Annotated in this window: 28 protein-coding genes; 17 read left to right on the top strand and 11 right to left on the bottom strand. The window is 62.8% G+C overall.

Annotated features, from left to right (window positions below; all coding sequences use genetic code 11):
• Position 1 precedes the first annotated feature (1 nt).
• The 4 genes from RTP54_RS22010 to RTP54_RS21995 all read right to left on the bottom strand — a co-directional run bounded on the left by RTP54_RS22010 (position 2) and on the right by RTP54_RS21995 (position 2,386).
• Complete coding sequence (locus RTP54_RS22010; protein ID WP_112812199.1) at positions 2-343, bottom strand: tRNA-binding protein; 342 nt, start codon at positions 341-343, stop codon at positions 2-4.
• Between the two features lie 15 nt (positions 344-358).
• The gene (proC, locus tag RTP54_RS22005; RefSeq protein WP_312365786.1) at positions 359-1,177 is read right to left on the bottom strand and encodes a pyrroline-5-carboxylate reductase; all 819 of its coding nucleotides are present in this window, start codon (positions 1,175-1,177) and stop codon (positions 359-361) included.
• Position 1,178: 1 nt separating this feature from the next.
• Positions 1,179-1,679 carry a YbjN domain-containing protein gene (locus tag RTP54_RS22000; protein ID WP_112812197.1) on the bottom strand — a complete coding sequence of 167 codons (501 nt, stop codon included), beginning with the start codon at positions 1,677-1,679 and terminating at the stop codon, positions 1,179-1,181.
• A gap of 446 nt (positions 1,680-2,125) precedes the next feature.
• Positions 2,126-2,386 (bottom strand): accessory factor UbiK family protein, encoded by a 261-nt coding sequence (locus RTP54_RS21995; protein ID WP_112812196.1) that lies wholly within the window; start codon positions 2,384-2,386, stop codon positions 2,126-2,128.
• A 191-nt stretch (positions 2,387-2,577) separates the two neighbouring features.
• On the opposite strand from RTP54_RS21995, the gene lgt reads away from it, so the two are divergent.
• From lgt to RTP54_RS21965, 6 genes are all read left to right on the top strand, one after another.
• Positions 2,578-3,423: a prolipoprotein diacylglyceryl transferase gene (gene lgt, locus RTP54_RS21990; protein ID WP_312365785.1), complete on the top strand. Its 846-nt coding sequence runs from the start codon at positions 2,578-2,580 to the stop codon at positions 3,421-3,423.
• Between the two features lie 12 nt (positions 3,424-3,435).
• Positions 3,436-4,581: a class I SAM-dependent methyltransferase gene (locus tag RTP54_RS21985; RefSeq protein ID WP_312365784.1), complete on the top strand. Its 1,146-nt coding sequence runs from the start codon at positions 3,436-3,438 to the stop codon at positions 4,579-4,581.
• 212 nt (positions 4,582-4,793) lie between these two features.
• Positions 4,794-5,588 carry a peptidoglycan editing factor PgeF gene (pgeF, locus tag RTP54_RS21980; protein ID WP_312365783.1) on the top strand — a complete coding sequence of 265 codons (795 nt, stop codon included), beginning with the start codon at positions 4,794-4,796 and terminating at the stop codon, positions 5,586-5,588.
• 1 nt (position 5,589) lies between these two features.
• Positions 5,590-6,741 (top strand): M24 family metallopeptidase, encoded by a 1,152-nt coding sequence (locus RTP54_RS21975; RefSeq protein WP_112812192.1) that lies wholly within the window; start codon positions 5,590-5,592, stop codon positions 6,739-6,741.
• A gap of 89 nt (positions 6,742-6,830) precedes the next feature.
• Positions 6,831-7,658 (top strand): hypothetical protein, encoded by an 828-nt coding sequence (locus RTP54_RS21970; RefSeq protein ID WP_312365782.1) that lies wholly within the window; start codon positions 6,831-6,833, stop codon positions 7,656-7,658.
• A gap of 206 nt (positions 7,659-7,864) precedes the next feature.
• Positions 7,865-8,797, top strand: a complete 933-nt coding sequence (locus RTP54_RS21965) for a ribose-phosphate pyrophosphokinase (protein ID WP_112812190.1) — start codon at positions 7,865-7,867, stop codon at positions 8,795-8,797.
• 85 nt (positions 8,798-8,882) lie between these two features.
• Here RTP54_RS21965 and RTP54_RS21960 read toward each other — a convergent pair whose 3' ends face one another.
• The 3 genes from RTP54_RS21960 to RTP54_RS21950 form a co-directional block, all read right to left on the bottom strand.
• Positions 8,883-9,260, bottom strand: a complete 378-nt coding sequence (locus RTP54_RS21960; RefSeq protein ID WP_112815384.1) for a DUF779 domain-containing protein — start codon at positions 9,258-9,260, stop codon at positions 8,883-8,885.
• A gap of 186 nt (positions 9,261-9,446) precedes the next feature.
• Positions 9,447-10,955, bottom strand: coding sequence for an aldehyde dehydrogenase (adh, locus tag RTP54_RS21955; protein WP_312365781.1), 1,509 nt, complete (start codon positions 10,953-10,955; stop codon positions 9,447-9,449).
• 334 nt (positions 10,956-11,289) lie between these two features.
• Positions 11,290-12,246 carry a helix-turn-helix domain-containing protein gene (locus RTP54_RS21950; RefSeq protein WP_312365780.1) on the bottom strand — a complete coding sequence of 319 codons (957 nt, stop codon included), beginning with the start codon at positions 12,244-12,246 and terminating at the stop codon, positions 11,290-11,292.
• Positions 12,247-12,495: 249 nt separating this feature from the next.
• Between RTP54_RS21950 and RTP54_RS21945 the strand changes: the two genes are divergently transcribed.
• From RTP54_RS21945 to RTP54_RS21920, 6 genes are all read left to right on the top strand, one after another.
• The gene (locus RTP54_RS21945; protein WP_312365779.1) at positions 12,496-13,677 is read left to right on the top strand and encodes a benzoate/H(+) symporter BenE family transporter; all 1,182 of its coding nucleotides are present in this window, start codon (positions 12,496-12,498) and stop codon (positions 13,675-13,677) included.
• Positions 13,678-13,923: 246 nt separating this feature from the next.
• Positions 13,924-14,529 carry a 50S ribosomal protein L25/general stress protein Ctc gene (locus RTP54_RS21940; RefSeq protein ID WP_112812186.1) on the top strand — a complete coding sequence of 202 codons (606 nt, stop codon included), beginning with the start codon at positions 13,924-13,926 and terminating at the stop codon, positions 14,527-14,529.
• Positions 14,530-14,811: 282 nt separating this feature from the next.
• Entirely contained in the window at positions 14,812-17,184 is a 2,373-nt protein-coding gene (locus tag RTP54_RS21935; protein WP_112815414.1) for an EAL domain-containing protein, read from the top strand.
• A gap of 30 nt (positions 17,185-17,214) precedes the next feature.
• Positions 17,215-17,949, top strand: coding sequence for a substrate-binding periplasmic protein (locus RTP54_RS21930; RefSeq protein WP_312365777.1), 735 nt, complete (start codon positions 17,215-17,217; stop codon positions 17,947-17,949).
• Positions 17,950-18,011: 62 nt separating this feature from the next.
• Positions 18,012-18,731: an aminoacyl-tRNA hydrolase gene (pth, locus tag RTP54_RS21925; protein ID WP_112812184.1), complete on the top strand. Its 720-nt coding sequence runs from the start codon at positions 18,012-18,014 to the stop codon at positions 18,729-18,731.
• 3 nt (positions 18,732-18,734) lie between these two features.
• Positions 18,735-19,187 (top strand): GNAT family N-acetyltransferase, encoded by a 453-nt coding sequence (locus tag RTP54_RS21920; protein ID WP_112815379.1) that lies wholly within the window; start codon positions 18,735-18,737, stop codon positions 19,185-19,187.
• Between the two features lie 3 nt (positions 19,188-19,190).
• On the opposite strand, the gene clpS is transcribed toward RTP54_RS21920, so the two are convergent.
• A complete protein-coding gene (clpS, locus tag RTP54_RS21915) occupies positions 19,191-19,502 on the bottom strand; it encodes an ATP-dependent Clp protease adapter ClpS (RefSeq protein WP_112812182.1) in 312 nt (103 codons plus the stop codon).
• A 205-nt stretch (positions 19,503-19,707) separates the two neighbouring features.
• On the opposite strand from clpS, the gene ychF reads away from it, so the two are divergent.
• On the top strand, positions 19,708-20,811 hold the full coding sequence (gene ychF / locus RTP54_RS21910; RefSeq protein WP_112812180.1) for a redox-regulated ATPase YchF: 1,104 nt from the start codon (positions 19,708-19,710) through the stop codon (positions 20,809-20,811).
• 53 nt (positions 20,812-20,864) lie between these two features.
• Here ychF and RTP54_RS21905 read toward each other — a convergent pair whose 3' ends face one another.
• Positions 20,865-21,974 (bottom strand): hypothetical protein, encoded by a 1,110-nt coding sequence (locus RTP54_RS21905; protein ID WP_112812235.1) that lies wholly within the window; start codon positions 21,972-21,974, stop codon positions 20,865-20,867.
• A 253-nt stretch (positions 21,975-22,227) separates the two neighbouring features.
• On the opposite strand from RTP54_RS21905, the gene RTP54_RS21900 reads away from it, so the two are divergent.
• From RTP54_RS21900 to RTP54_RS21890, 3 genes are all read left to right on the top strand, one after another.
• Positions 22,228-22,680, top strand: coding sequence for a MaoC family dehydratase (locus RTP54_RS21900; protein WP_312365775.1), 453 nt, complete (start codon positions 22,228-22,230; stop codon positions 22,678-22,680).
• Positions 22,680-23,150, top strand: coding sequence for a MaoC family dehydratase (locus RTP54_RS21895; protein ID WP_112812178.1), 471 nt, complete (start codon positions 22,680-22,682; stop codon positions 23,148-23,150). The genes RTP54_RS21900 and RTP54_RS21895 overlap by 1 nt, the downstream gene beginning before the upstream one ends.
• Positions 23,151-23,364: 214 nt before the next feature.
• Positions 23,365-23,577, top strand: a complete 213-nt coding sequence (locus tag RTP54_RS21890) for a hypothetical protein (RefSeq protein WP_112812177.1) — start codon at positions 23,365-23,367, stop codon at positions 23,575-23,577.
• Between the two features lie 6 nt (positions 23,578-23,583).
• On the opposite strand, the gene RTP54_RS21885 is transcribed toward RTP54_RS21890, so the two are convergent.
• On the bottom strand, positions 23,584-24,129 hold the full coding sequence (locus RTP54_RS21885) for an adenine phosphoribosyltransferase (protein ID WP_112812176.1): 546 nt from the start codon (positions 24,127-24,129) through the stop codon (positions 23,584-23,586).
• Positions 24,130-24,329: 200 nt separating this feature from the next.
• On the opposite strand from RTP54_RS21885, the gene RTP54_RS21880 reads away from it, so the two are divergent.
• Positions 24,330-24,515: a DUF1059 domain-containing protein gene (locus RTP54_RS21880; protein WP_112812175.1), complete on the top strand. Its 186-nt coding sequence runs from the start codon at positions 24,330-24,332 to the stop codon at positions 24,513-24,515.
• Positions 24,516-24,608: 93 nt separating this feature from the next.
• On the opposite strand, the gene RTP54_RS21875 is transcribed toward RTP54_RS21880, so the two are convergent.
• The gene (locus tag RTP54_RS21875; RefSeq protein WP_112812174.1) at positions 24,609-24,878 is read right to left on the bottom strand and encodes an energy transducer TonB; all 270 of its coding nucleotides are present in this window, start codon (positions 24,876-24,878) and stop codon (positions 24,609-24,611) included.
• Between the last annotated feature and the right edge of the window lie 170 nt (positions 24,879-25,048).

Raw genomic sequence — 25,048 nt, 5'->3', positions numbered from 1 at the left:
ATCACATCAGCTTTCGGCCGTTGGGGATCGGCTTGTCGATGGCGGCAAGCACGATCGCGCCGGCCTCGTCTTCAAAGCCCAGCGTCAGGACTTCGGACCGGACGGGACCGATCTGGCGTGGCGGAAAATTGACCACGGCCATGATCTGCCGGCCGACGAGATCCTCTGGCTGGTAGTGCACGGTGATCTGCGCCGATGACTTTTTTATGCCGATTTCGGGGCCGAAATCGATTTTCAGCTTGTAGGCCGGTTTGCGCGCCTCGGGAAAAACCTCGGCTTCGACGATGGTGCCGACGCGAATGTCGACCCGCTCGAAATCTGGAAAAGTGATCGTTTCCGACATGGCACTGCTCTTGGATTAACCGGCCAGTTCTTCGGCGCGCTTGCGGGCAGCGGCAATGGCCTGATCGAAAAGGGGCTGCATGCCATCTTCGGCCATCAGCACCGCAAGGGCTGCAGCAGTCGTGCCGCCTGGCGACGTCACGTTCTGGCGCAGCTTCGAAGCATCGTCGGGGGACTGATGAAGGAGTTCGCCAGCCCCCGCGACGGTTTCCCGCGCGAGACGCATGGCGAGGTCCGCCTTGAGACCGGCCTTGCGGCCAGCCTCCGCCATGCACTCGACGAGGTAGAAGACATAGGCCGGTCCACTGCCGGAAACGGCGGTGACGGCATCGATATCGCCTTCGGTCTCGACCCACTCGACCGGGCCGCTGACCTTGAGGAGATCATGTACCTGGCTGCGCTGTGCGTCGCTGACGCGGGCATTGGCAAAGGCGCCGGTCACACCGCGGCCGATCATCGCCGGCGTGTTGGGCATGGCCCGCACGGTGGCGGCCGCACCCAGATGCGTTTCGAGGAAGGCGAGCGTCTTGCCGGCGGCGACCGAAACGATGACCGTGCTTGGGCCGACGAGCGGCTTCAACGGCGGCAGCACCGCCTCCATCACTTGCGGCTTGACGGCAATGAAGATCACCGCAGCCTCGACGCCATCGGGGGCGGAAGTCGCGTGGCGGACGCCATTGTCGGCAATCAGCTTGGCCATCGCCGGCGGCGGGCCGGGATCGATCACCAGAATGTCGGCGCCGTTGACGCCGCTCTTCAGCCAGCCGGAGAGCATCGCGCCCCCCATGTTGCCGGCGCCGATGAGAACGATGGGACCGGAAGCGACGGCAACCATGTCAGGCCTCCCCGACCGTTTCGAACAGGACGGCATTGACGGCGCTCTGCGCGTCCATGCCCGACCAGACGACGAACTGGAATGCCTGGAAATAGGACTCGCAGGCATCGAGCGCGCTCGAGAGCAAGACTTCGACCTGCTGGTTGGTGGGCTCGGCGCCGCCGGCCAGAAGCAGGGACTGACGGAAGATCACCACCTCTTCCTGACGCCACAGATCGAAATGCCCCATCAGGACCTGACCGTTGATGTGCGACAGAAGACGGATGACTTCGTTGACGCGGCTGTCGGGCACCTTGATGTCGAAGGCGCAGGCCAGATGCAGCGCCTCGAACTCTTCCATCCAGGAGAAGGAAACGTGGTAATCCGCCCACTTGCCCTCGACGGTCATGGCGATCTCGTCCTCGCCCGACCGCTCGAACGACCAGTCATTGGTGGCGGCCACAAACTCGATCATATCGACCGGATTGGACTGACGCTCGATTTCCATTTCCAAAAGGCTCATGCATCACCCTAGTAGGCGCGACACAGGCGCGCGTTATCACGTTCACAAGACGCAACTCTGCAAACCTGGCACTGAATAAAAACACACTATGATTGCTGAACTCACATCCATCCTGGCTGACTTACCCTGCCTGGAGCTTGCGTGGTCCGTTTCGAATCATCATTTAAAATCAGTGTATAATGGCGGAGTCAGGCTGCCAGCCCCCCGGCCGAAAAATAGCCGGGTACAACCGTTTGCCCGTTGTCATTTCCATTCAGCCCGGATGCTTAAATGACTCTGGCATAAGGGTTTTTTGCCAGTGTCCACAGGTGGAAAACTTTTCAGGTTTTATTAACCTCCCCGTGCAGCGCTCTTGTCGCCCAGGAATAGCGACAGCAAAACGCCCGCAGAATCGATCCGCGGGCGAAGTAAAAACGTTGAAAAGCCGTTAGTTGGCGGGAGTAGCGTTACTTGCCGCTTTCGCCGAGGCGCGCTTCCAGGGCCTCGATACGGGCCAGGAGCGCATCGTTTTCCTCGCGCGCCTTGATCGCCATTTCCTTCACCGCCTCGAACTCCTCGCGCTTGACGACGTCGAGCGAATTCATCGCGCGCTCGGCCTGGGCGCGAAAAGCGGTCTCGACTTCGCGGCGCACGCCCTGGGCAGCCCCTGCGGCATCGGTCATCAGCTTGGCGAAATCGTCCATGATACGGTTGGCGCCAGTGCTCATCGTTCTGATCTCCATGTTCAGCCGCCGCTTCGCACGGCGATGCGGTCCTGGTTTTCAGGTAGGGTCAGGCGCGGACGGATGCAAGAAAAATCACGAAAGCGTGGCCGCCGGGTGGCGTCAGGCGGCCTTGACCCCGCCGGATTCGATCGCCATGTTCCGGCAAAACAACCGGTCCGGAACGAGAAGACATTTTGGAAACCATCGCGACCCGCCTCGCCATTCTCCCCTTCCCTGAAATCGACCCTGTGATCTTCCAGATCGGCCCGCTTGCCGTGCACTGGTACGGCCTTGCCTATGTCGCCGGCATCCTGATCGGCTGGTACAATGCCCGCCGCCTGGTTCAGAACACCGCGCTGTGGCGCAACGGCGAACCGGCGGCGACGCTCGCGCAGCTCGACGACTTCCTGCTCTGGGCCGCCGGCGGCATCGTGCTCGGCGGCCGCATCGGCTACATCCTCTTCTATGATCTCGGCTCCGTCCTCGAAAACCCGATCCGGGCGCTGGAGATCTGGAACGGCGGCATGTCGTTCCACGGCGGCTTCATCGGCACGACGCTGGCGATGATCATCTTTGCGCGCCGCAACGCCATCCCCATCTGGAGCATGTTCGACATCGTCGCCGCCGTGGTGCCGATCGGCCTGTTCTTCGGCCGCGTCGCCAACTTCATCAATGGCGAACTCTGGGGCCGTCTGTCCTCGGCGCCCTGGGCCATGGTCTTCCCGACCGGCGGACCTTTCGCCCGTCACCCGAGCCAGCTTTATGAAGCGGTCCTCGAGGGCCTGGTGCTGCTCGCCGTCATCGCCTGGTTCATCTATCGCCGCCACGCGCTGAAGTCGCCGGGCCTCGTGACCGGCATCTTCGTGCTCGGTTATGCCGCGAGCCGCATCTTCGTCGAATTCTTCCGTGAACCGGACGCTCAGATCGGCTATCTTGCCGGCGGGTGGCTGACCATGGGCATGCTGTTGTCACTGCCGATGGCGCTTGCCGGCATTTGGGCGATCGCCCGGGCACGCCGGGCGGCTGTCGCCGCCGCATAACGGGACGGATGCATGACGACACCACTCGCTGAGAAGATCAAGACGCTGATCAGGACCAACGGCCCGATCAGCGTCACCGACTATTTTTCGCTTTGCCTGGCGGATCCCGAGCACGGATATTACCGCGTGCGCGAACCCTTCGGTAAAGCCGGCGACTTCACCACCGCACCGGAAATCAGCCAGCTCTTCGGCGAGATGATCGGCATCTTCCTCGTCCACGCCTGGCAGCAGCACGGCACGCCGGAAAAGACGGTGATCGTCGAAATCGGCCCCGGGCGCGGCACGATGATGTCGGACGTCTTGAGGGTCGTCAGGCGTCTGTCTCCCGAACTCTACGCCGCCGCCAGCGTGCATCTGGTCGAGACGAGCGACCGCCTGCGCAAGGTCCAGGCGGAAACGCTGGTCGCCCATGGCGAAAAAGTCGAATGGCACGCCAGCTTCGAAACGCTGCCGGAAGGCTTCCTGCTTCTGGCCGCCAACGAACTTTTCGACGCCATCCCGATCCGCCAGTTCGTTCGCACACCGCAAGGGTTCCGCGAGCGCATGGTCGGCCTTGATGCCGCCGATCAGCTGGCATTTGCCGCCGGCGTCGCCGGCATCGATCCTGCCCTGCTGCCTGCGCCGGCACAGGCGGTCGCCGAAGGCACGATCTTCGAGATCGCGCCCGCCCGCGACGCCGTCATGGCAGCCCTTTGCGAGCGATTGAAGATCGGCGGCGGCACCGCCGTCATCATCGACTACGGCTATCTGGCGACCAACTACGGCGATACGCTCCAGGCGCTGCTCGACCATCAATACGACCCGCCGCTTGCCAATCCCGGCCGCGCCGACCTCACCAGCCATGTCGACTTCGAGCAGCTTGCGCGCCGTGCAAAGAGCGATGGCCTTCAGATCAACGGCCTTGTGCACCAGGGCGATTTCCTCATCGGCCTCGGCCTCCTGGAGCGCGCGGCAGCGCTTGGCCGCGACAAGGACGAAGCAACCCAGGAGGGCATCCGCCAGGATGTCGAACGGCTTGCAGGATCCGGCGAAGGCAAGATGGGCGAATTGTTCAAGGTTCTGGCCGTCAGCAGCCCGCCGATTGCGCTGCCGCCGTTTCGCAAAACCCAGGGCATGAGTGCCCGGGCACGGTGGACGACGGCAAGATCATGCCTGTAGGACAGGGCGTGGCGACCACCTCCGGGCGCCGCTTCCGACCGGTTTCACCACCGTGCGCCAGCCTTCTCCCGAAGGCACCCCCCTCGTTCGGCAATTGACAGCCCAGCCATCGCGGGTCAACATCGCGCCGGCAAATCAACCGCCATCCACCGGGCCAAACGAGCCCCCAACCCCATTTGAAACTCACGTCAAAGCAAAGGGCGAAACCACCGATGCAGCACGATGCCGCGCTTTCCCCCGTGCAGAGCTCGCTCTTCAGCGACAAGGCCGGTCCGGCGATCGCACATGGTTATTTCACCCGCCAGGGCGGCGTTTCCGAAGGCATCTATCGTGGCCTGAACGTCGGCCTCGGCTCGAACGACGACAAGAACAGGGTCGGTGAAAACCGGGCCCGTGTCAGCCGCTGGTTCGGCGCCGCCCCGGAGCGGCTCGCCACCGTGCATCAAGTCCATTCTCCCGATGCGGTCGTCGTCGACGGCAATTACAACGGCACCCGGCCGGATGCCGATGCACTGGTGACGTCGACGCCCGGCGTCGTGCTCGGCGTGCTTTCGGCCGATTGCGGGCCCATCCTGTTTGCAGACGCCGACGCCGGCGTCATCGGCGCTGCCCATGCCGGCTGGAAGGGTGCCCTTGGCGGCGTGCTCGAAAGCACCATCGATGCGATGCTGACGCTCGGCGCACGGCGTGAGCGCATCGTCGCCTGCCTCGGTCCCTCGATCAGCCGGCGCAACTACGAGGTCGGCGCCGAATTCGTCGACCGGTTTCTCGCGACCGACAGCGCTTACGACAAATTCTTCGGCCCTTCGGAGCGCGACGGCCACGCGATGTTCGACCTGCCGGCGCTGACCCTGGCGCGCCTGACGGCCGCCGGCGTCACCGCCGAAAACCTCGACATCTGCACCTATGTCGACGAGGACCGCTTCTTCTCCTATCGCCGCACCACGCATCGGCAGGAGCCGGACTACGGCCGACAGATATCTGCAATTTGCATACGGGAGACCTGACATGGCGCTGCAATTTGCCCAGGAGGAATATGCCGCCCGCCTCGAGCGGCTGACCGCGAAGATGCGTGAAGACAAGCTCGACGCGGTCCTGCTCTTTGCCCAGGAAAGCATGTACTGGCTGACGGGCTACGACACCTTCGGCTACTGCTTCTTTCAGACCCTGGTGGTCAAGAAGGACGGCTCGATGGTGCTCCTGACGCGTTCGGCCGACCTGCGCCAGGCCCGCCACACCTCCAACATCGAGCGCATCGAGATCTGGGTCGACCGGGTCAACGCCGACCCGACGATGGACCTGAAGAACCTGTTGAGCGAGATGGACCTGCTCGGCAACCGCATCGGCGTCGAGTACGACACCCATGGCATGACCGGCCGTACCGCGCGCCTCGTCGACCACCAGCTTTCGACCTTCGGCGAGCTCGTCGATGCCTCGCTGCTCGTCAGCCGCCTGCGCCTGATCAAGAGCCCGGCAGAAATCGCCCATGTGGAAAAAGCCGCAAGCCTTGCAGACGACGCCCTCGACGCGGCGCTGCCGCTGATTGGCCCTGGCGGCAACGAAGCCGATATCCTGGCGGCGATGCAGGGCGCGATCCTTGCCGGCGGCGGCGATTATCCCGCCAACGAATTCATCATCGGCTCCGGCGCGGACGCGCTGCTGTGCCGCTACAAGGCCGGTCGCCGGCTGCTCGACAGCCAGGACCAGCTGACACTGGAATGGGCAGGCGTCAGCGCTCACTATCACGCCGCCATGATGCGCACCGTCGTCATCGGCGAGCCGACCAACCGGCACCGCGAGCTTTACAGCGCCTGCCGCGAGACCATCCAGGCAATCGAGATGGTGCTGCGTCCCGGCAACACCTTCGGCACCGTCTTCGACGTGCACGCGAGAATCATGGACGAGCGCGGCCTTGCCCGGCATCGGCTGAACGCCTGCGGCTATTCGCTCGGCGCCCGGTTCTCGCCCTCCTGGATGGAGCACCAGATGTTCCATGTCGGAAACCTGCAGGAGATCGAGCCCGACATGTCGCTGTTCGTGCACATGATCATCATGGATTCCGACAGCGGCACCGCCATGACGCTCGGCCAGACCTACATCACCACCACCGACACGCCGCGCGCTCTTTCTCGTTATGGGCTGGACTTCATTTCTGCTTAGGGAAATCCGCCTACACTCGCGTTGAAATGGCAGACAACAGGAGCTCACTTCACAGAACTGCCGCGAAGGAAAGACGGACGGTTTGAACGATGCGAAAGCTTTTGATGCCCCTTGCAAGCCTTGGCCTTGTCATCGCCCTGGCAAGCTGCAACAGCACGGACGCGCTGATACCGCAGGTGGATGTCGGCGGCGGAACGTTTCGCTCGCCGCCCGTCACGCAATCCGATCTCGAGTCGATGTCGACGCAGACGGCCGTCGTTCCGGTACAGAGTTCGCCGGTTCAGCGCACCCAGGCCTTCGCCTCGCAGCCGGCGCCCGTCAGCATGCCGACGGAATATGCGACCGGCGACAGCACCTACACCGATCCCGCCGGCTCTCTTGAGGCGCAGGCAAACAGGCTCGCCTCCGGCGCAGAACCGGTCCAGAACACCGCGATGCTCGCCGAGCCCGCACCGGTCGAAACATCCGATCCTGCTGAGCAAGAGGTTCAGCAGCCAGCACAACAGCAGCAGCCGGCCGTCGCCTCCGTGCCGTCGGCAAGCACGGCGACGAGCGGCACAATCCGTTTCCTGCCGATCATCGGTGCGCCGGTCACCGCCGTCACGCCGCTCTCCAAACAGCTTGGCGCCGAGGCGCGCAGCCATGGCCTGACGATCAAGGGATCGGCCGATGCCAGCAGCGAACACATTCTCAAGGGCTATTTCTCGGCGCTGAAGGACAACGGCAAGACCACCATCGTCTATGTCTGGGACGTGCTCGACGGCAGCGGCAACCGGCTGCACCGCATTCAGGGGCAGGATACCGTGGCGACCGCCGGAGCCGACCTCTGGGAGGGCGTTCCGGCCGGAACCATGCAGGCGATCGCCACCAAAACCATCAACGCCTACCTCGAATGGCGGCAATCCAGACCCGGTTGATACAAAGTTTTTAGGATAAAGCGCTTCGCGGCGCAGCATTCCCCTTGCATTCAAGTTCAGTGTCGCTAAAAAGCGGCCGATCAGCTCTGAACGGCGGCCATCCGCAAAGAATGTCCGCGATTGGAATGGCTCTCGGAATCTGCGCGGAAAATGCCGCTCCCGGACAAACCCGGACGGTCGCCGCGCCAGCTCAAGGCGGTCCGTCAATGAAGGTTTTCGCAGGCAACTCGAACCGGCTGCTGGCCGAAGCGATCTGCAACTATCTCAACCTGCCTCTTGGTAAAGCGACCGTAAGGCGGTTTGCCGACCAGGAGATTTTCGTCGAGATCGGCGAAAACGTGCGCGGCGAGGATGTTTTCATCATCCAGTCGACCTCGTTCCCCACCAACGATCATCTGATGGAACTGCTCATCATGATCGACGCCGTTCGCCGTTCCTCGGCGCGCCGCATTACCGCGGTTCTTCCCTATTTCGGCTATGCCCGCCAGGATCGCAAACCCGGTCCACGCACGCCGATCTCGGCCAAGCTCGTGTCCAACCTGATCACCGAGGCCGGCGCCGACCGCGTGCTGACCCTCGATCTTCACGCTGGCCAGATCCAGGGCTTCTTCGACATCCCGACCGACAACCTCTATGCGATCCCGATCCTCGCTCGCGACGTCAAGGAAAACTATGACCTGAAGAACGTCATGGTCGTCTCGCCTGACGTCGGCGGCGTGGTGCGCGCCCGTGCGCTCGCCAAGCGTCTCGACTGTCTGCTTGCCATCGTCGACAAGCGCCGCGACCGCCCGGGTGAATCGGAAGTCATGAACGTCATCGGTGACGTGAAGGGCAAGGACTGCCTGCTGATCGACGATATCGTCGATTCCGGCGGCACGCTCTGCAACGCCGCCGAGGCGCTTTTGAAGAACGGCGCGACCAGCGTCACCGCCTATATCACCCACGGCGTGCTGTCGGGCGGTGCAGTGGCGCGTGTCACCTCGTCGAAGCTGAAGGAACTTGTCATCACCGACTCGATCCAGCCGACGACGGCAGTCCAGTCCGCCCACAACATCCGTGTCATCACCACGGCGACCCTGCTCGGTGAAGCGATCAACCGCACCAGCCAGGAAGAATCGGTTTCGAGCCTCTTCGACTGAGGATCCGAAACAGGAAATACCAGAAACGCCGGTGCTCACGCGCCGGCGTTTTGCTTTGCAGTTGCGACTTTCGGCAAAAGCAAGATCAACGACTGCTGGTCGCCGGGATCAGACAGGCCTCGCCGCCACCAAAGAGGCGCGAGCGCGTCAGGAAGCGGCGCTCGCGGCCATTGTCGAGCGAGAACATGCCGCCCCTGCCCGGCACCACGTCGATGATCAGCTGCGTGTGCTTCCAGACCTCGAACTGGCTGGCGCTAATATAGACCGGAACGCCGCCGATCTCGCCGAGCTTCACGTCGTTGTCGCCGATAATGTAGTCGTCGGCCGGATAGCACATCGGCGACGAGCCGTCGCAGCAACCGCCCGACTGATGAAACAGGATGTCGGGATGATCTCGCCTGATCTCGGCGATGAAATTAAGGGCCGCGTCGGTCGCAAGCACCCGCGGTTCGGTGGCGGTCATGTGGAGCCTCCTGCGCCGGTCGCGCCAAACTGTGGAGTTGTTCTGCGGTGGTGACCAAAGGCGCGACATGAAGTGCCGCGCCTTGCGATCGCGAATTCAGGGGGCCGAGGGCGAGAGCTGGAGGAGAACCCTCGGCCCGCCTGGGAGGCCCTTCCCGCCAAAGGCGGAGAGGGTGATGAAGTTGGCTCAGAAGAAGCCGAGCGCCTTCGGGCTGTAGCTCACCAGCATGTTCTTGGTCTGCTGGTAGTGGTCGAGCATCATCTTGTGGGTCTCACGACCGATGCCGGACTGCTTGTAGCCGCCGAAGGCCGCATGGGCCGGATAGGCGTGGTAGCAATTGGTCCACACGCGACCAGCCTGGATCTCGCGGCCAAAGCGGTAGCACCGGTTGGCGTCGCGGCTCCAGACCCCGGCGCCAAGGCCATAGAGCGTGTCGTTGGCGATCTCCAGCGCCTCGGCTTCCGTCTTGAAAGTGGTGACGGATACGACCGGTCCGAAGATCTCCTCCTGGAACACCCGCATCTTGTTGTGTCCGCGAAAGACCGTCGGCTTGACGTAGAAGCCTTCCGCCAATTCGCCTTCGAGCAGGTTGCGGCCGCCGCCGGTCAGCACCTCGGCGCCCTCCTGTCGGCCGATGTCGATATAGGAGAGGATCTTTTCCAGCTGCTCGCTGGACGCCTGCGCCCCGATCATGGTGGCGCTGTCGAGCGGGTTGCCCTGGCGGATCGCCTCGACGCGCTTCAGCGCCCGCTCCATGAAGCGGTCATAGATGTTTTCCTGAACCAGCGCCCGGCTCGGGCAGGTGCAGACTTCGCCCTGGTTGAGCGCGAACATCGCAAAGCCCTCGAGCGCCTTGTCGAAATAGTCGTCGTCCTCGGCCAGCACATCGGCAAAGAAGATGTTCGGCGACTTGCCGCCGAGCTCGAGCGTGACGGGAATGAGGTTCTGGCTGGCATATTGCATGATCAGCCGCCCGGTCGTCGTCTCGCCGGTAAAGGCGATCTTGGCGATACGCGGGTTGGTGGCGAGCGGTTTGCCGGCTTCAAGGCCGAAGCCGTTGACGATGTTGAGGACGCCCGCCGGCAGGAGGTCGCCGATGAGATCGGCCCAGACGAGGATCGAGGCCGGCGTCTGTTCGGCCGGTTTCAGCACCACGCAGTTGCCGGCGGCAAGGGCCGGCGCGAGCTTCCACGCGGCCATCAGGATCGGGAAGTTCCAGGGAATGATCTGGCCGACAACACCCAGCGGCTCATGGAAATGATAGGCAACCGTATCGTGGTCGATCTCGCCGATCGAGCCTTCCTGGGCCCGGATGCAGGCGGCGAAATAGCGGAAATGATCGATCGCCAGCGGAATGTCGGCGGCCATGGTCTCGCGGATCGGCTTGCCGTTGTCGAAGGTTTCGGCGCGCGCCAGCAGCTCCAGATTGTCTTCCATCCGCTGGGCGATCTTCATCAGGATGTTCGACCGCTCCGCGGCCGCTGTCCGCCCCCACTTGTCCTTGACCGCATGGGCCGCATCAAGGGCAAGCTCGATGTCGGCCGCGTCCGAGCGCGCCACCTGGCACAGCACGCCGCCGGTTACCGGCGTCGTGTTGTCGAAGTAGCGCCCGGCCACCGGCTCGCGCCATTCGCCGCCGATGAAGTTTCCGTATTTCTGCTTGAACGGGCTCTCGACGATCTTCTGATGCAGCATGTCCATTCCTCCCTGAAAACCAGCAACCAAAGCTGTGAGAGGAAGGTGATCGCGAACGTGTGTCTTCGATAGGGAGGTGCCAGGCCGAGCGGCGTGATCTGTTTCAGAAGTGAGACAGATGGTGCGAGGCCACTGTGCTGCAGCGCAACAATTAGGGGTCGGCGACCTGCATCCGCCCCTCATCCCCCTGCCGGGACCTTCTCCCGGCAAGCAGGGAGAAGGAGCAAGCGGTTCGCTATCCGCGCCACACCAAGCTCCGACCCGCGATGGCCGGGCACGTCCCCTCTCCCCGCTGGTGGGGCGAGGGTTAGGGTGAGGGGCTGAGGTAGAACGATCAGTTGACCGACAACCGCTTCATCTTGCGATAGAGCGTAGCGCGGCTGATGCCGAGCAGTTCGGCTGCCATCGAGACATTGCCGTTGGCCCGCGACAGCACGCGGCGAAGGGCCGCTCGCTCGGCGTCCGGAAGCTCGGCGCCATCCGCCGGTGTGCCTTCCTTCAGCAGATCGGAGGCCGGAATGCCCGACGCGATCCGTTTGTCGTCGAGACCGAGCCATTGCCGCGCAGCGCGCGTTGCACCTTGCACCAGATCGTCGCGATCGACTGCGAGCAGCGCCGGCCCTGAACGGTCGACCGGGACGAGCACGATGCGCGATCCGGCAAACGCCCTTCGAAACAGCCCCGCCTCGATGCGGGCGGCGGCATCGCGCACCGCCTGCGACAGAAGCGAGATGGTGATTTCCGAGGCATCGTCGCGGCAGGTGGAGATATCGATCGCCGCCGCCATCCGGCCGAGATGGTCGCGGATCGGTGCCGTCGTGCAGCTAAGCCCGATATTGCTGCTGAGGAAATGCTGGTCGCGCTGGATGATGACGGCGCGTTCGTCGGCGATCGCCGTGCCGATGCCGTTGGTGCCGACGCTTGCCTCGCTCCACACCGTTGCCGACCAGAGCCCGACATCGCGGAAATCCGCGTCATCACCGACAGCGCCGCGCCGCTCGAGCGCCACACCCTTGTCGTCAGTCAAAAGCAGGCAGCAACCGGCCCTGCCGACCATGGCAAACAACCGGTCGAGCTCGACGCCCGCCTCGGCGATCAGCTCGGCCGAACGCTGCCGCGCCAGTCGGAATTCACCGTCGGACAATCGCAGCGGCGTGCGCCGTTCCTCCGGCAAAAGACCATGAAGCGTCATGCAGCGGCGCCAGGATGCAGCCACCGGCGAGCTTGCCGCGGCCGACGACTGATGCGCCACCTGGTAGACATATTCCGTATGATCCCTGACGGCAGGCATCGGTTTCCTCCCTGCAAGCAACGTCCGGCGACGGCGTGTCGCGACCGCTCTCCCAAACGGCGGCAACTGCCTTGCCGGCACTATAGGCATCGATTGGACGGGAGGTCCAGCAAGACGAAGGTCCACGATCGCCTTGGCATCAGCGCCTTTGATGCGTTCATCACGCCGCCGGTATCGACACGCTCCGGGAATGTGATAGGCGAGTTCAAGCATCACCCGACGCACCACCACAACAATCGGTTGCCAGCCATGCTACGTGACTTCTCGCTGCAAAGCCTGTTCATGGGCCTGCTCATCGCCTTCGTGGGCTTTGCCAGCTCGTTTGCCGTTGTTCTGCACGGCCTCGGCGGTGTCGGCGCGACGGAGGCACAGGCCGCGTCCGGGCTGATGGCGCTATCGGTCTCGATGGGTGTCTGCGCCGTGATCCTCAGCGCGGTCACGCGGCTGCCGATCAGCATTGCCTGGTCGACGCCGGGTGCCGCCCTTCTCGCCAGTTCCGGCGTGGTCGCGGGCGGCTTCAACGCCGCTGTCGGCGCATTCCTCGTCTGCGGCATGCTCATCGTCGTTGCCGGCCTCTGGAGGCCGCTCGGCCGCATGGTCTCGGCCATACCGACGGCGCTTGCCAATGCCATGCTCGCCGGCGTGCTGCTCAGCCTTTGTTTTGCCCCCGTGAGGGCGATCGGCTTCAATCCGCTCTTGGGTTTGCCGATCCTGCTCGCCTGGGCGGTCGTCGGCAGCGTCAACAAGCTTTATGCGGTGCCCGCCGCCCTCTTGGCCTTCGTGCTCGTCATCGCCTTTGGCGTCGACATTCCGGCCGATGCCCTGGGCGCGCTGTCCTCGGCGCTTGTGCCGCGGCCGGAATTCGTGGTGCCGGCGTTCACGACACCGGCGATGATCAGCATCGCTCTGCCGTTGTTCATCGTCACCATGGCGTCGCAGAACATTCCCGGCATCGCCGTCCTGAAGGTCAACGATTACAACCCGACACCCGGACCGCTGTTTGCCACGACCGGCCTGTTTTCGATGCTGGGCGCGGTCTTCGGCGGCCATGCCGTCAACCTTGCGGCAATCACGGCCGCCATGGGTGCCGGCGCCGACAGCCACCCGGATCCGGCCAGGCGCTACTGGTCGACGATCATTGCCGGCGTCTTCTATGTGATCTTCGGCCTGCTTGCTGGCGCCGTCACCACCTTCGTCAGCCTCGCGCCGTCGGTGCTGATCGAAGCGGTTGCCGGTCTCGCCCTCGTCGGAGCCTTTGCCGGCTCTGCCATGGCTGCCTTCACCGACGCAAAGACGCGCGAGGCGGCGGCGATCACGTTCCTGGTCACGGCCTCGGGGGTCAGCTTCGGCGGCGTCTCCGGCGCCTTCTGGGGGCTGGTCGCCGGCGGGCTGATGCTGGCGCTCGCGCGCTTCACCCGCAAGAAGGCCTGACCCCTCGGCACGTGCGACACGCCTTCGCAACTCGATTGTGCCAATGTGATTGCGGCAGAACCGCTGGGCATTTTGAGGCGATATGCTTTGAAACCACGGCAAAGCTTGCATTTGCGGGCGATGTCGTCTATGCACCGCCCGTCCGCGTAGACACCCTTGGAGGCAACGCGGATGAAGCCCTTGCGGCTTCGGTTCTTCTGCTATTGCGGATGAACTCTCCAGAATTAGACACAGAAAGGTCTATCCATGAGCCACGCATCTTATGAGCTCAAGGCCGAGACGCGCGAACGGGTTGGTAAGGGGTCCTCCCGTGAACTTCGTCGCAACGGTCTTATCCCGGCTGTCATCTACGGTGACAAGCAGGCCCCCATCTCGATCGCGCTTTCCACCAAGGAAGTGACGATGAAGATCCACGCCGGCGGTTTCATGACCACCGTTGCGGTCATCGACGTCAACGGCGAAAAGATCCGCGTCCTGCCGAAGGACTACCAGCTGGATCCGGTTCGCGACTTCACCATGCACGTTGACTTCCTGCGCGTCTCCAAGGACAGCAAGGTCACCGTTCAGGTTCCGGTTCACTTCGTCAACGAAGAGAAGTCCCCGGGCCTTAAGGCCGGCGGCGTCCTCAACATCGTTCGCCACGAAGTCGAGCTGGCCGTTGCTGCCGACGACATCCCGGAATTCCTGACCGTCGACCTGTCGGGTCACAAGGTCGGCGACGCGATCCACATCTCCAACATCAAGCTGCCGAAGGGCGCGACCCCGGTTATCACCGACCGCGACTTCACGGTTGCCACGATCGCTGCTCCGGCTGGCGGTCTGAAGGAAGAAGAAGGCGAAGCAGAAGCCTGATTCACCTAACGGTGAAACGGCAATCCGGCTTTGGCCGGATGTCTGCAATCCCTATCGAGAGGCCCGCCCCGGCAACGTGGCGGGCCTTTTTCGCGTTGAACGCTCCGGTTGCCGTGCTGCACCCGCCCCTCACGATCGATCGGCACGCCTCGCGAATTGTAATGCAGCAATTTCAGCAACATTTAAGGTTTTGATGATGTTCTTGCAGCGGGGAAATCCGTAAGCAAGCGTCTAAAGAGAAACTGAAATGAAGCGAGTGGCAGCGCCTGGGGGATGCGTCCGATGATGCATTCCGTCGAGAACCGATTTATTGCGATTGTATGCGGTGCAATGCTGGTTTTCGTTGCCCCCCTCTTCGTGCTCTTCCTCAGCATCTCCAGCGAACGCGTCGCGCGGGAACGCCAGCACAACATCGAGCTGCTGATGGGTGCGAGCGCCGAGGCGCTCGGCAAGCCGATCTGGGATTTCGACAGCGACGGCATCAAGCGCATCGCCCGCTCGCTGATGAACGACACCGATATTCTCGCCGTCACCATCCGCGACACCTCAGGCTCGGTCCTGGCACAACTGCCCCCGGGCGGCCTTGCCGCCGGCAACGACAACCCGGCGCTCACGACACCGATCTCCTACGACGCGATCGAGGGCCTCAAGGAAATCGGCAACCTCGAAGTGCGGGTTCCGACGTCGGGCCTGCTGTCACGGTTCAGCAAGGATGAGCTGGCGATCCTTGCCATCCTGCTGATCGCGGTCGCCACCGTCTTTGCCGCAGCCCTCATCGGCAACCGCTTCACCGTCATCCGCCCGCTCATGCGCCTTACGGCCGCCATCGAGGCGACGCGACGGCTGGGCTCGCGCCACCGCGTCGACTGGACCTCGGACGACGAAATGGGTGCGCTGGCTGCCAACTTCAACGAAATGCAGGACCGTCTCGAGCGCGAGTCGATGGAGCTGAAAAGCGCCCATGAGCGCGCCACCGACATCTACAACCTCACGCCTGCCATGCTGTTTTCGCTCGATACCGACAATCGCCTCTGCGCCGTCAGCGACTACTGGCTGCTGGCGACCGGCTATCACCGCGAACAGGTGATCGGCGAAGATTTCACCGATTTCATCGACCCGCACTGGCACGAGACCTACCGCAGCCACGCCAAGGCCATCGCTGTCGGCGACCACAACATCTGCGAGGTTACCGTCCCGTTCCGCAAGGCCGACGGCGAATTCATGACCGTGCTGATCCTGGAGACGGAAACGACGGGCGAAGGCGACCTGTCGCTGTCCGTCATGACCGATGTCACCGCCCTCAAGCAGGCGGAAAGCCGCAATCACGCCCAGGCGATCACCGATCACCTGACCGGGCTCCTCAACCGCCAGGGCTTCGAGGCAGCGCTCGACGAGGCGATCGTCGTCGCCGATGCCTCCGGCATCCAGGTTGGCTGCCTGTTCATCGACCTCGATCGGTTCAAGTGGATCAACGACAATTTCGGCCACGCGGCGGGCGACGAGGTTCTGCGCCAGACCGTCGAGCTGATCCGCGCCACCCTGCGCCCGGACGATACCATGTCACGGCTCGGCGGCGACGAATTCGCAATCCTGGTTTCGGACATGGATGTCGCGGCACTCGCCAGCGAAATCGGCGAGCGCATCGTCAATGCGCTGCGCGAACCCATGCACATTGCCGGCAACGAGCTGTTCGTCAGCGCCAGCGTCGGCATCTCCGTCTATCCCGAGCATGCCGAGGACGCCTCCGACCTGCTGCTCAAGGCAGACATGGCGATGTATGCCCGCAAGCACGACGGCAAGAACGGCCTGCAGGTGTTCGATGCCAGCATGCTGGATACAGCGCGGGAGCGCCACGAGATCGAACAGTGTATCGAGGCTGGCCTCAAGGACGATCACTTCGAAGCCTGGCTGCAGCCGATCGTCAGCCTCAATGATGGCCAGATCGCCGGCTTCGAGGCACTGATGCGTCTCAACCACCCGGAAAAAGGCATCATGCCGCCCGGCAAGATCATCGGCATTGCCGAGGAAACCGGAACGATTGCCCGCATCGGTGACTGCATCCTCGAAAAGGCCATCCGGCATCTGGCGGCGATCTCGGCCCTCGACGGCACGCAGAACACCTATCTCGCGGTGAACTTCTCGCCGCTGCAGTTCGAACTGACGCTGCCGCACAAGCTCGCCGCTCTGCTGCTCAAGCATCATATCTCGCCGAACCGGATCGTCATTGAAATCACCGAGGCGGTGCTGATGCTCGACAATCCGGAAGTGCATGCCGTCTTGAAGCAGCTCAACGAATTCGGCTGCCGCATCGCGCTCGACGATTTCGGAACGGGCTATTCGTCGCTGAGCTATCTCAACCGCTTCCCGGTCGACATCGTCAAGGTCGACCAGTCCTTCACCCGCTCGCTGAGTTCCGGCACCGCCGACATCCGCCGCAAGAGCCGTATGCTGATCAAGGGCATCCGCACGATTTCGCACCAGATGGGTTGCACCGTGGTCGCCGAAGGCATCGAGACGAAGGAGCAGTGGCAACTCCTGCGCAAGCTTGGTGTGGATTGTGGGCAGGGTTACCTCTTCAGCCGCCCCATGCCCATCGGCAAGATGCTGGCGATGCTGGAGAGCGATTCCGAAGTCAAGGCAAACACTCAAGGCTAGCCGCCGGACACCGGCGCGAAGGAGCAAGGCGTGAAAGAGCTGATTCTGGCATTTTTCCTCTGCCTTTCGACTGCTGCCCAAGCGCAGACGATCAAGTTCGTCACCGAGGACTACCGGCCCTACAATTTCCCGACCGCCAGTGGCGCCAGCGGCTCATCGGTCGAGCAGGTCGCGGCGATCATGAAGGGACTGAACCTTCCCTATACGATCGAGGTCCTCCCCTGGGCCCGCGCCTACATGCTCGCCGAAACCGACGCCTCCTATTGTGTCTTTACCACCGGCTTCAATGCCGAGCGCGAAAAGCTGTTTCAGTGGGTACAGCCGCTGCTCGTCGACCACATGATCATGGTCCGGCGCAAGGGTTCGGACATTGCGCCTGCTTCCATCGACGCCGCCAGGCGCTTCACGATCGGAACGCAGCGGGAGGATTTCTCCGCCACCTACCTCGTGGAGCACGGCTTCCAGAAGATCGATTACGCGACCAATCTGGACTCGACGCTGAAGAAGCTGATTGCCGGCCGCATCGATCTGATGATGACGTCGGAAAAGACCTTCGAGAGCATGCGCGACGAAGGAAAGCCCGTCGAGGCGGCGCTGATGCTGGAGGGAAAATCCTACGGCATCGCCTGCCACCGCGACATGGACAAGGAGACGGTGAGCAGGATGCAGCGCGAGCTTGACCGCCTGATCGGCGACGGCACCCAGGACGCGATCTTCGAGCGCTACGGCGTTCGCCCGAGCGGAAGCGTGCAGGCGACGAAATAAGGATTGACTCAGGCGGCGTTTCGCGGTCGTGAAGCGGGGAATGCCCGACGGAGCGTAACGACATGCTGATCATCGCAGGACTTGGCAATCCAGGTTCGAAATATGCCGCAAACCGCCACAATATCGGTTTCATGGCCGTCGACGTCATCCATCGTCGCCACGGCTTCAGCTCCTGGTCGAAGAAGTTCAAGTCCGAGATCGCCGAAGGCGAAATCGGCGGCGAGCGCGTGCTCTTGATGAAGCCGCAGACCTTCATGAACCTGTCGGGCGAAGCGGTCGGCGAGGCCATGCGCTTCTACAAGCTCGCGCCGAAGGACATTACCGTCATCTATGACGAGCTGGACCTGCCGGCGGCGAAGGCGCGCATCAAGGTCGGTGGCGGCCATGGCGGCCACAACGGCATCAAGTCGATCGACGCCCATTGCGGCAAGGAATATCGGCGCCTGCGGCTCGGCATCGGCCACCCCGGCGTCAAGGATCTCGTGCACGCGCATGTGCTCGGCGACTTCGCCAAGGCCGACCAGGCCTGGCTGGTGCCGCTGCTCGACGCCATCGCCGACAATGCCGACATGCTGGTGCGCGGCGAAGATTCGCAGATCCTCAACAAGATCGCGCTCGCCACCGGCGGCAAGCCGGACGAAGACAAGCCGCAAGCCCAAAAGAAGCAGGGCGCCCAATCCCATATCCACCAGGCACGCAATTTCGCCCAGCCGAAGAAGCTGCCGACAAGCGGCCCGATGGCCGACATGCTGAAAAAGCTGTTCGGTCCGAAGGGCGACTGAGACGTGTCGGCCCCGCCCTGTGCCATCCGGCCCGCTTCGGAAACCGATCTGTCCGGGCTTCTTGCGCTTTATGGTGAGCTCAACCCGGCCGACCCTCCACTCGATCACGCCTTTGGCGCCGACCGTTTCAAGGCGATCCTCGCCCATCCCGGCATGACGGTTTTCATCGGCTTTGTCGGTGAAATCGCGGCGGCGTCGGTGACGCTGGTCATCGTGCCCAACCTGACGCGCGGCGCTTCACCCTATGCCCTGATCGAAAATGTGGTGACGTCGTCCGCCTTTCGCCGGCGCGGCCTTGCCGGCGCGCTGATTGCCCACGCGATCGCAGAGGCCTGGTCCGCCGGCTGCTACAAGGTGATGTTGCTGACGGGATCGAAGGATCCGGCGACGCTGCGCTTTTACGAAAACTGCGGTTTTCGCCAGGACAAGACGGGCTACCAGATCCGACGCCCCTGATTGTCACTCCTCCGGCTCGGTCATGAACATCAGCGGGAAGCCGGCGTCCTTGGCGAGATCCGTCGCTTCCTTCGCCTTGGTCTCGGCAATGTCGCGCACGCAGACGACGACGACAGAAACCCCGAGCTTGTGCGCCGTCATCATCACCCTGTAGCCGGCCTCTTCGCTCATCCGGAATACCGACTTCAGCACCATCACGACGAAGTCGCGCGGCGTGTAGTCGTCGTTGACGAGAATGACCTTGTAGAGTTTCGGCCGCTCCAGTTTGGGTTTCGGCTTCAGCTTCGGTTTTGCGGCAAGATCGTCGTCACTCATCGGAAATCCACCCGTTGATGACAGGAAAGGCGGTCGTGGTCGGCCACGCGGCACCAGGACGCTGGCATTCAATATCCTACGTCAGACGCCTCCAATCAAGCAAAAGCCCACTGCTTCGCCGCGCCGAAACGCGCGAAGGCTTGACCGTTCCGCTCCTTTATCCCATAGCCACGCCCAACGAATTCGAGAACGACAGGTTTTAGCCATGGGCTTCAAATGCGGTATTGTCGGGCTGCCGAACGTCGGCAAGTCCACCCTCTTCAACGCGCTCACCAAGACGGCGGCGGCTCAGGCCGCCAACTATCCGTTCTGCACGATCGAGCCGAACACCGGCGAAGTCGCGGTTCCCGATCCGCGCATGCGCAAGCTCGCCGACATCGCGAAGTCGAAGGAAATCATCCCGACCCGCATCTCTTTCGTCGACATCGCCGGCCTGGTGCGCGGCGCGTCGAAGGGCGAAGGTCTCGGCAACCAGTTCCTCGCCAACATCCGCGAAGTGGATGCTGTCGTGCACGTCCTGCGTTGCTTCGAGGATGACGACATCACCCACGTCGAAGGCCGCATCAACCCCGTGGCCGACGCCGAGACGATCGAGACCGAGCTGATGCTCGCCGACCTCGACAGCCTGGAGCGCCGCACGGAACAGACCCGCAAGCGCGCCGGCGGCAAGGACAAGGATTCCGTCGCTCAGCTGCCGATCATGGAAGCGTCCCTGAAGCTGCTGCAGGACGGCAAGCCGGTGCGCACGCTGCTCGCCAAGCTCGACGCTGAAGAACTGCGCATCCTGCAGGGCCTGAACCTCTTGACCGCGCATCCGGTTCTCTACGTCTGCAACGTCGCGGAAAGCGACGCGGTCGACGGCAACGAGTACACGCGCGCGGTTGCCGAAATGGCAAAGGCGCAGGGTGCCGAGAGCGTCGTGATTTCGGCGGCAATCGAATCCGAAGTGGCACAGCTGCCGGAAGAGGAAGCCAAGGAATTCCTGAGCGCGCTTGGCCTGGAAGAAGCCGGTCTCGACCGCCTGATCCGCGCCGGCTACAAGCTGCTCGACCTCATCACCTATTTCACCGTCGGCCCGAAGGAAACACGCGCCTGGACGATCCAGCGCGGCACCAAGGCACCGCAGGCGGCCGGCGTCATCCACACCGACTTCGAGCGTGGCTTCATCCGCGCCAACACCATCGCGTTTGACGACTACATCGCGCTCGGCGGCGAAGTCGGCGCCAAGGAAGCCGGCAAGGCGCGCGACGAAGGCAAGGAATACGTGGTCCAGGACGGCGACGTCATCCACTTCCGCTTCAACACGTAAGACATAGCACTTGCGGCGCGCCTCAGGCGCGCCGCCGATGGCACGACCCTATGTTACGGCGCGGCATGCAACCGCGCCGTCATCGTTTCCGGCAACAGCCTCATGACGATGCGGCGCAGTTTCTGCCAGAAAATGCCGATGACGAGCACGGTGACGCCAACCACGGCGAAGGCGATGAAGACGTAGTTGTCGAGCGACGCGCCGGTTTGGCTGAGCATCGTCCAGATCGCGCCCCCCAGCGACAAGAGCCCTGACGTGACGAAGGCACGACGGTCTATGACCAGGCCGACCAGCATGAAGAGCGCCACGATCACAATGGCTGTCATCGCCTGACCGATCCCGGCCTGCCCATCCCACCAGGTGCCGTTGCCGCCGTTGGACACAAAGACCAGACCGATCAGCGCGTAGAGCAGCGCGGGTGCAGCGGCCAGGTGCAGCCAGAACGCCGTATCCGAGCGGGTGGTTACGCGCTGCGGATCAGAAACGTCGAAGCGCATGGCGACCGCAAAGAGGCCCAGCGCCCCGACAAGGACGGTGAGCGCGAGAAGCACGAAGTGGTTCTCGTTGGCAAGATCGATCTGCAGAACCCTCTCCAGGCCAAGAAGGATCGCGACCACGCCGATAAGGGCGACCGAGAGCATGAGGCAAGCGAGAGCCAGCGGAACACGATAGCGCCAATAGAACAGGGCGAGCGGGATCGGAAACGCCGAGAGGTAGGCGAGTGTAAAGACAAGCGGCTTCCACGCCTCCTCGTGCTCGCCGACGAACAAGAATGCCGTCGTCCCGACCCAATGCACGAGTGCAAGCGTCAGCGCCACCGACGGCAGGGCCAACCGTTGGCGCCTCACCAGGATCTCGGCAAGGATGAGAATGACCGGCAGCGTAAAGAGTGGACCGCTCAGGCCCCAAAGGCCGATCAGGACGACGACGACGCCGATGGTGATCAGGATATCGTGAAAACCCCGAACAAACCGCGGCTGCTCGCTGTCTTCGGCAGCAAGCGCGTCGAGGGCGGCGTCATCCCGCTCCGCGACCGCGTCCGTTGCCGCCGGCCCGAAGTTGATACCGCGATCGGTAAGATAGGCTTCGAGATCGCCCGCCTGATGGGCAGAGATGATCCCCTTTTCGGCGGCACCCGCGAGCGCCCTGTTCAGTTCGGTCACGTGCATTCCTCAATCAAGAGCCGGTCGAGACAACGATTGGGACAGGTGGTTGCATGAACATGCGGCATACGCAACCTTGAAATCCGCGCAGGCGCTCACGTCAACTGACGGGAGAACGTCGCGCGCCTCGCATGACACATCGCGGGGTGCCGCAACCTTTGAAAGGTACTGCTTAATTTCGCGCTCAAACCGATTCCGATTCCCGAAATTATGCAGTAGGTAATGCGACATACGACACACAGGACGACGCAGCATGCTGTATTTCGAGGATTTTTCCGACGGGCGGCGGTTCGACTACAAACCGGTCGAAATGAAGCCCGCGGATATGATTGCCTTTGCCCGCGAATTCGACCCACAACCGATGCATCTCGATGAAGACGCCGGCAAGCGCAGCATCCTCGGCGGCCTCTCCGCCTCGGGATGGCACACCAGCGCCGTCGGCATGCGCATGATGCTCGACGCCTTCATGGGCCAGTCGACGTCCCAGGGCTCGCCCGGCATCGATTTCATGGGCTGGAAGAAGCCGGTTCTTGCCGGCGACGTCCTGACGGGATTCAGCCAGGTGATCGAGGCGCGCCGTTCGAAGTCGAAGCCCGGCCTAGGGATCGTCAAGTTCCGCAACGAAATCGTCAACCAGGCCGGAGAGCCGGTGGCGGTTTCCGAGTGTTCCGTGCTCTTCCGCTGCCGTGACAAGGTGCAGAACTGATGATGACGATGGAGGAGTTTTACGCCACGGGCCGCAGGACCGTCATCGGCAGCCTGACCTTTACGGCCGAGGATATTATCCGTTTCGCCCGCGACTTCGATCCGCAGTCCTTCCACCTCGACGAGGAAGACGCTCGCCACTCGCTGTTCGGTGGCCTGTGCGCCTCCGGCTGGCACACATCCGCCGGCTGGATGCAATGTTTCGTCCGGTTCTGGAAGGACGAGCAGCGGAGGCTTGCCGCCGAGGGCCTGCAAGCGCCGAGGCTCGGCCCCTCGCCCGGTTTCAAGGATCTGCGATGGCTGAAGCCTGTCTATGCGGGCGACACCGTGACCTATGCCGTCACGTTTCTTGAAAGCCGCACCCTTGCCTCGCGGCCGGGTTGGCGGATCAATTCGATCCTGTGCGAAGGCGAAAACCAGCATGGCGAGCCGGTGATCCGTTTCGAAAGCAAGGTCATCGAGTTCGTCTAGAGCATTTTCAGGAGGAGCGCGAAGCGGTCTTCCGTCCGGAAATGCAAGGAGCTAGATCGGCGAGATTGCCGTCCGGAAATGGAGCAGCAACCTTCTAATTCCTTAAGCCGGGAACGATTTGGGCGTAGAATCCGTTCGGCCTTGAAGGCTGCGCGCCAGGGCAGGTTGGCCCTGGCGGCGAGAGGCCTCGACAGGGCATAGCGGAGGGCTATCGATGGAAAAGACCCATGTTCGCGAATTGGCGGAGGAATATCTTCGCCTTGGCGGCCATCGCCGGGTGGCGATCGACGACAACGAGACCTCGATCAGAAGCTGGGAAGACGAGCCGCCGGAGGCCGATGCCTACTGGCGCGAGAATGTGGAAACGCTTTCGCCGGCAACGCAGCGCGAGGTGCAACTGATGCTGCCGACGATCAACCGCGCGTGAGCGCGATCAGTGGCCGTCGAACTCGATCAGCGTGCGGACGTTGACGCCGAGCGCTTCGAGCTTCTTGCGACCGCCGAGTTCCGGCAGGTCGATGACGAAACAGGCAGCGACGATATCGGCGCCCATCTGCTTCAACAGCTTGGTGGCGGCCTCAGCCGTGCCGCCGGTGGCAATCAGGTCGTCGACCAGGATGACCTTTTCGCCCGGCTTGATCGCGTCCTTGTGCATTTCCATTTCGTCGACACCGTATTCCAGGCTGTAGGCGATGCGCACCGTGTCGTGCGGCAGCTTGCCCTTCTTGCGGATCGGCACGAAACCGGAGGAAAGCTGATGCGCGATCGCGCCACCGAGGATGAAGCCGCGGGCCTCGATGCCGGCGATCTTGTCGATCTTGGTGCCGGCATAGGGATGCACCAGTTCGTCGATCGCCCGGCGAAACGCCCTGGGATTGCCGAGCAGCGTGGTGATGTCGCGGAACATGACACCCGGTTTCGGATAATCCGGAATGTTGCGGATCGCAGCGATCAGTTCCGATTGAACGGTAGTGGTCATGGGCAAGAAGGCCTTTTGTCTCTTGTTACCGCAAACCCATAACACCAACGAGCCGCATGTCGATAACGGTTTCTTGCCGCAGGCCGGCCTGGAACAATTTGGCCGCTTCCGGGGTTGATGCTACGCTGGGCCAGGCACGCGTGGAGGAGATGCGCGTGCCGCAGACCCCGCTCTGAGCTCACATCGCAAGGAGGAACATCATGCGCCTGTTTGAATGCGGTTCTCTTGTCCCAGGGTGCGACTGGCACACCCGCGCCGATAACGACGCCGAAATCGTCCGCCGCGTGGTGGACCACATGCGCCAGGATCATGGCGAAACGGCCATCCGTGAAAACATGGTCGACAACATCAAGGCTCGCATCGTCGAGGAGACGAAAGCCGCCTGACGAAAACACCGGTCGCCGGGCCCCGCGCGGGTGTGGTCGTGCCGAAGAACTAGCAAGCAGTTCAACGGTCGGATTGCGCGGTCACGAATATCGCTAATTCGACTGGCTTTTTTCCGGCCGATCGTCGTGGACCCTCACCTTCTGAACATAGAGATGATTGGGTCGCGGCGACGGCACGCGCTCGGCAAAATCCCGGCGAGCCGCCTTCATCGCGACTTGGTCGTATTCGCGGTTGTACGATGTCTGTTGAACAAACACATCCGTGACTTTTCCGGTCGGGCCGGTTTGAAGGCCGACGAGAACATCGTTCGCGCAACCGGAGGCGACGAGCAACAAGGCAATGAGTATGGATCTGGTTTTCATGGCGCCTCTCTGAAGAGATCCGCCAGTAGCCGAGTCGCAGGGGATCCGCCACCTATCGTTGTGGGCAGGCGCTCTGCGGATGTGCCAATCCGAACGTCAGGTAACGAGAAAGGTTCTCGGCGCATCTTGCGATAAGCCGGGCGTGAATTCAGGTCGCCGATACCCGACTT

It is taken from the genome of Ensifer sp., from assembly GCF_031989085.1.
Lineage (GTDB): Bacteria > Pseudomonadota > Alphaproteobacteria > Rhizobiales > Rhizobiaceae > Ensifer.
Note: the sequence above shows the minus strand (reverse complement) of the source record. Positions and strands in the feature narration are given on the sequence as shown.

Excerpts from the sequence above, each read along its gene's own strand:
- RTP54_RS21885 (WP_112812176.1), bottom strand. The coding sequence starts at position 24,129 with ATGACCACTACCGTTCAATCGGAACTGATCGCTGCGATCCGCAACATT.
- RTP54_RS21970 (WP_312365782.1), top strand. The coding sequence starts at position 6,831 with ATGCGAAAGCTTTTGATGCCCCTTGCAAGCCTTGGCCTTGTCATCGCC.
- adh (WP_312365781.1), bottom strand. The coding sequence starts at position 10,955 with ATGCTGCATCAGAAGATCGTCGAGAGCCCGTTCAAGCAGAAATACGGA.
- RTP54_RS21935 (WP_112815414.1), top strand. The coding sequence starts at position 14,812 with ATGATGCATTCCGTCGAGAACCGATTTATTGCGATTGTATGCGGTGCA.
- pgeF (WP_312365783.1), top strand. The coding sequence starts at position 4,794 with ATGCAGCACGATGCCGCGCTTTCCCCCGTGCAGAGCTCGCTCTTCAGC.
- RTP54_RS21945 (WP_312365779.1), top strand. The coding sequence starts at position 12,496 with ATGCTACGTGACTTCTCGCTGCAAAGCCTGTTCATGGGCCTGCTCATC.
- ychF (WP_112812180.1), top strand. The coding sequence starts at position 19,708 with ATGGGCTTCAAATGCGGTATTGTCGGGCTGCCGAACGTCGGCAAGTCC.
- RTP54_RS22000 (WP_112812197.1), bottom strand. The coding sequence starts at position 1,679 with ATGAGCCTTTTGGAAATGGAAATCGAGCGTCAGTCCAATCCGGTCGAT.
- RTP54_RS22010 (WP_112812199.1), bottom strand. The coding sequence starts at position 343 with ATGTCGGAAACGATCACTTTTCCAGATTTCGAGCGGGTCGACATTCGC.
- RTP54_RS21890 (WP_112812177.1), top strand. The coding sequence starts at position 23,365 with ATGGAAAAGACCCATGTTCGCGAATTGGCGGAGGAATATCTTCGCCTT.
- RTP54_RS21950 (WP_312365780.1), bottom strand. The coding sequence starts at position 12,246 with ATGCCTGCCGTCAGGGATCATACGGAATATGTCTACCAGGTGGCGCAT.
- RTP54_RS21875 (WP_112812174.1), bottom strand. The coding sequence starts at position 24,878 with ATGAAAACCAGATCCATACTCATTGCCTTGTTGCTCGTCGCCTCCGGT.
- RTP54_RS21900 (WP_312365775.1), top strand. The coding sequence starts at position 22,228 with ATGCTGTATTTCGAGGATTTTTCCGACGGGCGGCGGTTCGACTACAAA.
- RTP54_RS21960 (WP_112815384.1), bottom strand. The coding sequence starts at position 9,260 with ATGACCGCCACCGAACCGCGGGTGCTTGCGACCGACGCGGCCCTTAAT.
- RTP54_RS21940 (WP_112812186.1), top strand. The coding sequence starts at position 13,924 with ATGAGCCACGCATCTTATGAGCTCAAGGCCGAGACGCGCGAACGGGTT.
- RTP54_RS21985 (WP_312365784.1), top strand. The coding sequence starts at position 3,436 with ATGACGACACCACTCGCTGAGAAGATCAAGACGCTGATCAGGACCAAC.
- pth (WP_112812184.1), top strand. The coding sequence starts at position 18,012 with ATGCTGATCATCGCAGGACTTGGCAATCCAGGTTCGAAATATGCCGCA.
- RTP54_RS21995 (WP_112812196.1), bottom strand. The coding sequence starts at position 2,386 with ATGAGCACTGGCGCCAACCGTATCATGGACGATTTCGCCAAGCTGATG.
- RTP54_RS21965 (WP_112812190.1), top strand. The coding sequence starts at position 7,865 with ATGAAGGTTTTCGCAGGCAACTCGAACCGGCTGCTGGCCGAAGCGATC.
- RTP54_RS21975 (WP_112812192.1), top strand. The coding sequence starts at position 5,590 with ATGGCGCTGCAATTTGCCCAGGAGGAATATGCCGCCCGCCTCGAGCGG.
- RTP54_RS21880 (WP_112812175.1), top strand. The coding sequence starts at position 24,330 with ATGCGCCTGTTTGAATGCGGTTCTCTTGTCCCAGGGTGCGACTGGCAC.
- clpS (WP_112812182.1), bottom strand. The coding sequence starts at position 19,502 with ATGAGTGACGACGATCTTGCCGCAAAACCGAAGCTGAAGCCGAAACCC.
- RTP54_RS21895 (WP_112812178.1), top strand. The coding sequence starts at position 22,680 with ATGATGACGATGGAGGAGTTTTACGCCACGGGCCGCAGGACCGTCATC.
- proC (WP_312365786.1), bottom strand. The coding sequence starts at position 1,177 with ATGGTTGCCGTCGCTTCCGGTCCCATCGTTCTCATCGGCGCCGGCAAC.